General features: G+C 43.8%; 2 protein-coding genes and 3 pseudogenes. 3 read left to right on the top strand and 2 right to left on the bottom strand.

Features of this window, described 5'->3' with window-relative positions:
• Positions 1-258 (top strand): annotated as a pseudogene (locus tag NHN17_RS25115) (TetR/AcrR family transcriptional regulator); the annotation flags it as partial.
• A gap of 383 nt (positions 259-641) precedes the next feature.
• Here the strand turns inward: NHN17_RS25115 and ggt are convergent.
• The gene (gene ggt / locus NHN17_RS25110) at positions 642-2,378 is read right to left on the bottom strand and encodes a gamma-glutamyltransferase (protein WP_255045407.1); all 1,737 of its coding nucleotides are present in this window, start codon (positions 2,376-2,378) and stop codon (positions 642-644) included.
• A 283-nt stretch (positions 2,379-2,661) separates the two neighbouring features.
• On the opposite strand from ggt, the pseudogene NHN17_RS25105 reads away from it, so the two are divergent.
• Positions 2,662-2,891 (top strand): annotated as a pseudogene (locus tag NHN17_RS25105) (recombinase family protein); the annotation flags it as partial.
• A gap of 37 nt (positions 2,892-2,928) precedes the next feature.
• Here NHN17_RS25105 and NHN17_RS25100 read toward each other — a convergent pair.
• Positions 2,929-3,606: pseudogene (locus tag NHN17_RS25100) on the bottom strand (IS6 family transposase).
• 220 nt (positions 3,607-3,826) lie between these two features.
• On the opposite strand from NHN17_RS25100, the gene NHN17_RS25095 reads away from it, so the two are divergent.
• On the top strand, positions 3,827-6,856 hold the full coding sequence (locus tag NHN17_RS25095) for a carboxypeptidase regulatory-like domain-containing protein (protein ID WP_255045406.1): 3,030 nt from the start codon (positions 3,827-3,829) through the stop codon (positions 6,854-6,856).
• Positions 6,857-7,173: the final 317 nt, after the last annotated feature.

Raw genomic sequence — 7,173 nt, 5'->3', positions numbered from 1 at the left:
ATCTATCAGCAGGCATTCAATGAGTTCCGTCATGAAGATGAAGATATTGCAGGCGTTTGTATCTCGTATAAACAAGAACGGGTTCGCCTGGTCACCGAGCTGTTACTGGCCCACGATATTAAACAAGCAAAAGAAAAAGCGACCCGGGCCGAATTGATTTTCAACGGACTCTTGGCATCACTCGAAATGGGGGGGGCAGAATTAATCACGCTAGCCAAACGGATGTACTTTGAGCAGTTGCAGCTAACAAAGGAATAAATTTCCCCGATAATCGAACTCGAATAGGTCGCCTCCAGGTGGCCTTTTTAATGCTTCTGACTTGCGTTTTAAGTCCAAAGTAAATGCGACTTACTCACCGATTTTGTGGATATGATAACTGTCGTCCGAACGTTCAGTCATCACAAGTTATGGCCAAGGTTAAGCTTAAGATGCTCACTCTATTAGAAGAGCTGTTAAGCATAGACAAGATAGAGTTGTGTGTGCTGACGGAGTCCTAACCCAGCACTCCTGTTTGCGACAGAACCAGAAAAAGAGCGCCAAATGCATCCAGGGTTGAGTAACTAAAAGTTAGCCCCTCATGGTAGGGGGCCATTCAAAGCCACCTGCTCTGCAGGTGGCTTTTTATTTTCAGGCTATTTGAATTATAGACCTTTGGCTAAGGACGTTGAACGTCTTGGGTCGGCACCACCATACATCATACCATCTTTAATCATGATAGACTGAATAGCCCCCATTGATGGTTTTTGGGTCACTTTGTGGCCCATCGATTCAAGATTATGGATAGTATCAGGGCTGATTCCGTCTTCAATTCGGATCTCATCGGGTAGCCATTGATGGTGTATCCGAGGTGCAGTAACCGCACTTTGAATGTTCATATTGTGGTCGATAACATTCATGATCACCTGAAGTGTGGTGGTGATGATCCGTGACCCGCCAGGACTCCCAGTAACTAAAAAGTTCTTGTCATCTTTTTTAACGATAGTGGGTGACATCGAGCTTAACATCCGCTTGTTGGCTTCAACCTTATTTGCCTCACCACCGAGCAAACCATACGCATTTGGGACACCAGGTTTGGCAGAGAAGTCATCCATCTCGTTATTGAGTAAGAATCCCGCTCCGTCAACAACAATGCCCGAGCCATAACTAAAATTAATGGTGTAGGTGTTCGATACCGCATTTCCATATTTATCGACAATCGAGAAGTGAGTTGTCTCGTTACTCTCATACGGCAGCGGATTATCGGGTGCTAGCGTTGAGCTAGGGGTTGCAAAGTTGGCCGGAATATCATTACGCATCTTCTCGGCATATGTTTTTGCGGTAAGGCCGACTCGCGGCACATCAATAAAATCCTCATCACCTAGATATAAAGAGCGATCGGCATATGCACGCTTCATTGCTTCAGCCATCAAGTGAATCGTCGTTGCGGCATTGTGACCAAAGTGATTGATCGGAAACCCTTCGAGGATATTTAATATCTGGACAATGTGGATCCCGCCAGAGCTTGGCGGTGACATTGAATACACATCATAGCCACGATAATTACCGTGAATAGGTTTACGGATCACAGGTTGGTAGGCCTTGAGATCCTCCATCGAGATAAGGCCGCCGTGTTTTTCCATCTCTGCAACTAATAGCTCAGCGGTTCTGCCCTGATAGAATTCCTGCGCTCCTTCAGCAGCAATACGTTTTAACGTTGCAGCCAAATCTGGCTGAACAAAACGTTCGCCAGGCTGATAATTACTGCCATCAGCTTTATAAAACACTTTGTTGCTTGAAGGCCACTTCGCCAATCTGGATTTTGTATCGGTTAAGCCTTTGCTAAAGCGTGGCGTAACAATAAAGCCTTCTTCAGCAAGCTTAATCGCTGGTGCTATCGCTTCAGCTAACGTAATAGTACCGTATTTTTCTAATGCCAAAGCAAGCCCTGCAACAGTGCCTGGCACGCCTGAAGCAAGGTGAGAGTAGCGCGAACGCTCAGAATCCGCATTGCCTTTATCATCCAAGAACATTTCGGTTGTCGCTCTGCTTGGGGCTTTCTCCCGATAATCGATAGCCACAACATCGCTGTCTTTTTCTGATGAGATCAGCATAAAGCCGCCACCCCCGATATTACCAGAACGGGGCTGAGTTACTGCCAGAGAAAAAGCGGCGGTTACCGCTGCATCAATAGCGTTGCCGCCATCAGCTAAAACCTGTTGGGCTGATTCCGTCGCAAGGAAGTGGCTAGTAACGACCATGCCATTTTTAGCCTGTACAGGGTGCATCCGCTCACCTTCGAGGATTGCGGCAGAATAAGAGAAAGTGCTTATAAGCGTAAGCCCCGCATACAGCGCGGATTTGAGTGGTGAAATAGGCCGCTTTAGTGGTGGGATAGTCATAACGCCTCCTTGTAGTCATCAACTTATCCATGTCATGTCTGGTACGACTCGGCTCACAAAGTGAACACTTAAATATACGTCTACGGTATGTCGGCAGGCAAGTGGTTTGTCAATAGGTTGTTGTTTTATAGCCAAAACCACCTTCTAGGAAGGTGATAATCGTCCATTAGGCTTTGTCCGAAAGACGCTCATGTTCAAGAACGTTAAAGAACGAATAGGTAAGGCGATTATGCGAATCAGGATCATCTTCAAAGCGGTGACATTTACAGAAGAATATTTACCCATTATCTTTGCCGAAGTAACCCGGATAGCCCGCTCGACCCTGCAGGTGCTCGAAGTTCTCGAACTATTTATGGAAAAAAACTCAAGGTATACATTGCCAAGCAGAACATGCAGCTTGATGGTTCGCTGCAATCAAAAATCATCGCTACTATGCTCGGCCTTGCCGGTGAAATTGAACGTGAGTTTATCCGTATGCGTACCAAAGAGGCATTAGCCGTTATGTCGCAAAGTTATGCTGATGTACAAGCGTACTGATTTCCAGACGCAATTAGGCTGCAAGCGCGTAGAATTCGTCCCAAACGGTTGTCGAGCTGTCCATTTTTAATCATCGACCACAGCTCTATGCCAGCGAGTGTGGCTTGGGCTCCTTCATCATATTTCCATCCCAGGCACTGATGCATCTTACCTTTCACTTTCCGGTGGCTTTGCTCGATCAGGTTGTTCAAATACTTAACTTGAAGCACTTCAATCAGGTTGAGCATCCTTCCTGTTAGCCAGAGTTGGACGTTGATATGATGCAGCGCTAATGCATTGGCACCACTCTTATCAATAACCACCTTTTCTGGTAATCCGTTATGGCCTATTGCCTTAATAAGGAAGGCGCGAGCGGCTTTCTCATCACGGTTTTCACACAATAAAAATCAATGACATTGCCGTACTTGTCAACGGCTCGGTAGTAATACTTCCACAGACCTTTGACGTTAATGTAAGTCTCGTCCATCCGCCACGAAGAGGCGACAGGCTTCTTTCTTACGCGAGCTCGATGCTCCAGCAATGGCGCATATTTGATGACCCACCGGTTGATGGTTGAGTGATCAACATGGATACCCCGTTCTGCCATCATCTCTTCGATTTCACGGTAGCTGAGTTTATAAGAAACGTAATAGCGAACAACTTGGAGGATGATGTCGGAAGGAAAGTGGCGACAGGAAACGTTGATAGTCATAATGCTAAAGGTAATGAGTGCTGACGGAGATCCTAACTCAGTACTCCTGTTTGCGACATAACCTCCTTTTTTGTATGTTTTTCATTCATTAATATTATGATCGCAAAGCGTGACTTAGCGCTCAACATATGCACCGAAATGCTTATTAATGTAAAGTTAACTAGACATTGTGACATCCATGCCAAAAAATAACACCTTTAATAACAGGGATTTTACATGTATGTCTATTTTTACCAGCATTGTTAGATTTGTTCTTATATGGATGTTTAGTATTTTCATAGCAGCCTGTGGCTCTGGGGATGACGATGGTGGCTCTTTAGCAAATTTGAGCGTCAGCCCTATTGCTAACCAAACCATGATCGCTGGTGATTCAATGTCGAGCAAAGTCGAGGTGTCCGGAGCCTTGATGGATGAAGTTACCGTTTCAGTTTTAAGTGGACCCGATGGGTTAACAGTTGATAGCTCTGGGAGCATTTCATATCGTTCAGAAGCGACTGAAGAGTTATCACTCGATGTCGTGTTAAAGGTAGAAGATAATAGGCCTGGGTCAGATCAAAGCGTAGAAATTAGCTTTGAATTAACTGAGAAACCACTATTCGAACTGCTTTCTACTCCAGGAACAACGGCTAAGGAAGGAGAGGGATATAGTTATACCGTTCAGCTTTTAGCAAATATACCTAACAGCGATATATCCTATACCTTAGAAAATGAACCATCGGGAATGATTGTATCAGATGCAGGTATCATTACATGGACCCCTGTACAGGGAATTATTTCATCAGGTGAAGTGACATTAAAAATACTTGGTAAAAATAATGATTTTACTGATGAAGTTACACAGAGCTTTACCATCACAGTAGAAAGTGATGGTGGGATAGATCCTTTGCCGCCACTTGTTGTGTCTGAGATTTCAGACCAAACACTGGTCGCGGGTGACACAATGTCTGTCGACGTTATTGTATCGGGGGCGACCATTGATGAAGTGACAATCTCTGTTATTGAGGGGCCTGAAGGGCTTTCTGTTGATGCATCTGGCACTATTCTTTTTCAGTCTAGGGTAACAGAAGACTTAAGCGAAAATGTTACATTGCGAGTGGCTGATAATAGAGTTGGCTCAGATCAAGTTGTTACGACCAGTTTTAGTTTGGTGCAAAAGCCATTATTCAAGCTTTTATCAACACCGGGCACCCAAGGAAATGAAAATCAAACATATACTTATCAGGTATTACTTGAAGCCAATGTATCAAATGACAAGATCTCATATGTCCTAGGCAATGCACCATCAGGGATGCAAGTCTCAGGTGATGGACGTGTAACTTGGACACCAGAGCGTGGCGTTCTGACATCTGGTGATGTGACATTGACGATTAGGGGGCAAAATAATAGTTTTACTTATGAAGCTCCGCCGCAAAGTTTCAATATTTCAGTTAAGCCGATTATCCTCCCATTAGATATTGAGCCTGTACCAGATCAAACGGTTGAGTCTGGTGAACAATTTAATTATCAGCTTGTTGTTGATAATCCAAATGTAATTGTTGGTTATCCAGATCTGCAGTTTGATTTGATTGAGGCACCGGAAGGACTAACTGTTTCAAACACTGGACAATTGAGTTTTACTTCTGCTTCAGAGCTGACTAATAGCTCGCAAATTAAAATTGAAGTAACTGTCGGTGAAGGGAATGATATTCAAACTGCGCAAGTTAGCTTTGAACTAACAGAGGAAGTTTATGTTAGTACGAGTGGTGAGGTAATCAACTTTTATACCAACACCCCTGTTGACGGTGCCACTATTACCCTCTCTGTTGATGGAGTACTCATTGAAGAGACACAAAGTGACTCTGAAGGGGTATTCACGGCGAGAGTTCTAGATCTTATGACCGGTGATAGGTATGTCCTATCTGCCGATAGTGCAGGTTATAGTGAAAACTCAATTGCTTTCGGAGTCGGGGAGTTAGGTGTTACCCATCAACTTCGGCTCGCACCTGTTCATGATATCATCGCATTGGATAATCAAAATGCACAGCAACTTACTGTTGAAGGCCAAACGATTGTTGATCTTCCAAGCAACAGTTTAGTGGACTCCAATGGTAATACAGTGACGAATGCGGTCGCTGAAGTGACGATTATTGACCCGACGTTAAACATCGATTTAATGCCTGGTGACATGGTAACACCGGTAGACAATAGCGGAACCCTTGTACCCATTGAGTCTTTTGGAGCGATTACAGTTACTTTCGAAGATGAAAGTGGGAATGCATTAAATCTTGATGAGAATACTCAAGCAGAAATTCGAATTCCAGTGTCAGGCAGCAACCCTCCTAGTACCATACCTCTTTACTACTACGATACTGTAGCAGGTGTGTGGATAGAAGAAGGGGAAGCGCAACTGGTTACGGCGAGTGGGGGAGATTACTACCTCGGGTATGTGAGCCACTTCACCACCTGGAATGCTGATATTATTATTGAGACAATCCAGCTTTCTGGCTGCGTTGTCGATACTGATGGGGAGCCGGTCCAAAATGCACGTATAGTTGCTGAAGGTCAGGATTATAATGGCCGTTCAAGCACATACTCAAATGTTAACGGAAAATTCACTTTACCCGTTAGAAGAAATAGCTCTGTACTTCTCTCGGCTCAAAGTAATTATCAAAGCCGAACTCGGTCAATCAGTACAACTGACCAAGACCAAACAATTAATGATTGTTTAGAGCTAGATGATGCATTTACATCAATTAAACTGACATGGGGTGCAAGTCCAAGAGACCTTGATAGCCACTTTACAGGGCCGAGAGATTCAGATGGCAACCGGTTCGAGATTAACTTTAGCAATAAAACTGTTGACGTCGAAGGTATAAGGATGTTCCTTGATGTCGATGATACATCAGGCTACGGGCCTGAGATTATTTCTGTCCCTGAATTCCCATTACCAGGAACATACAGTTATTTTGTAAACCGATATAGTAGTGGCACAATTAATCCAAGTGAAACGCGTGTTGAGCTTAATATTGACGGCCAACGAACCGCTTTCACTCCACCAAGCGAAGGGATTGATAAATACTGGTATGTCTTCGATATCGTAGTGGATGAGCTTTTCAATACATCGCTTGAGATTGTTCAGGAATACTCTTCAGGTAAACCGATTACTCCATCGACAGCTCAGACTATGAGGGTGATGAGGGCATTAGAAGCAGCACCTGACAGCGGTAGGTCAATTCCACAAAAACTAATCGATGATAAGTACTATGAGTAATTTCAGGTCAAAAGCCGAATGACTTTAGCTGCTCATTACGATTAATAAAGAAAAGCTGCCTGTTGGCAGCTTTTTTCTAAAATACAAAGTGTAATACCAATCTGGATAAGTCGTTGATCAAGTATTTGCACTGGAAAAATCGTTGTTATCAAGGCAGATATTACCGTAACTAGTGGCTATAATTACAAAATATCTAACGCAGAGAACAGCGATTTTAACCTGCAAGACTGATCAAATATTTACCTGATTACCACCGAGCCTCAGCTAATTTAAGTAAACGTTGAGGCATCGGTGCTGTTTGAATACCTGAATAAATG

It is taken from the genome of Photobacterium pectinilyticum (assembly GCF_024357955.1).
Classification (GTDB): Bacteria; Pseudomonadota; Gammaproteobacteria; order Enterobacterales; family Vibrionaceae; genus Photobacterium; species Photobacterium pectinilyticum.
This window is presented reverse-complemented; position numbering and strand designations above follow the sequence as displayed.

What these genes read in the sequence shown, in the direction of transcription:
- ggt (WP_255045407.1), bottom strand. Translation starts at nt 2,378, where the DNA reads ATGACTATCCCACCACTAAAGCGGCCTATTTCACCACTCAAATCCGCG.
- NHN17_RS25095 (WP_255045406.1), top strand. Translation starts at nt 3,827, where the DNA reads ATGTCTATTTTTACCAGCATTGTTAGATTTGTTCTTATATGGATGTTT.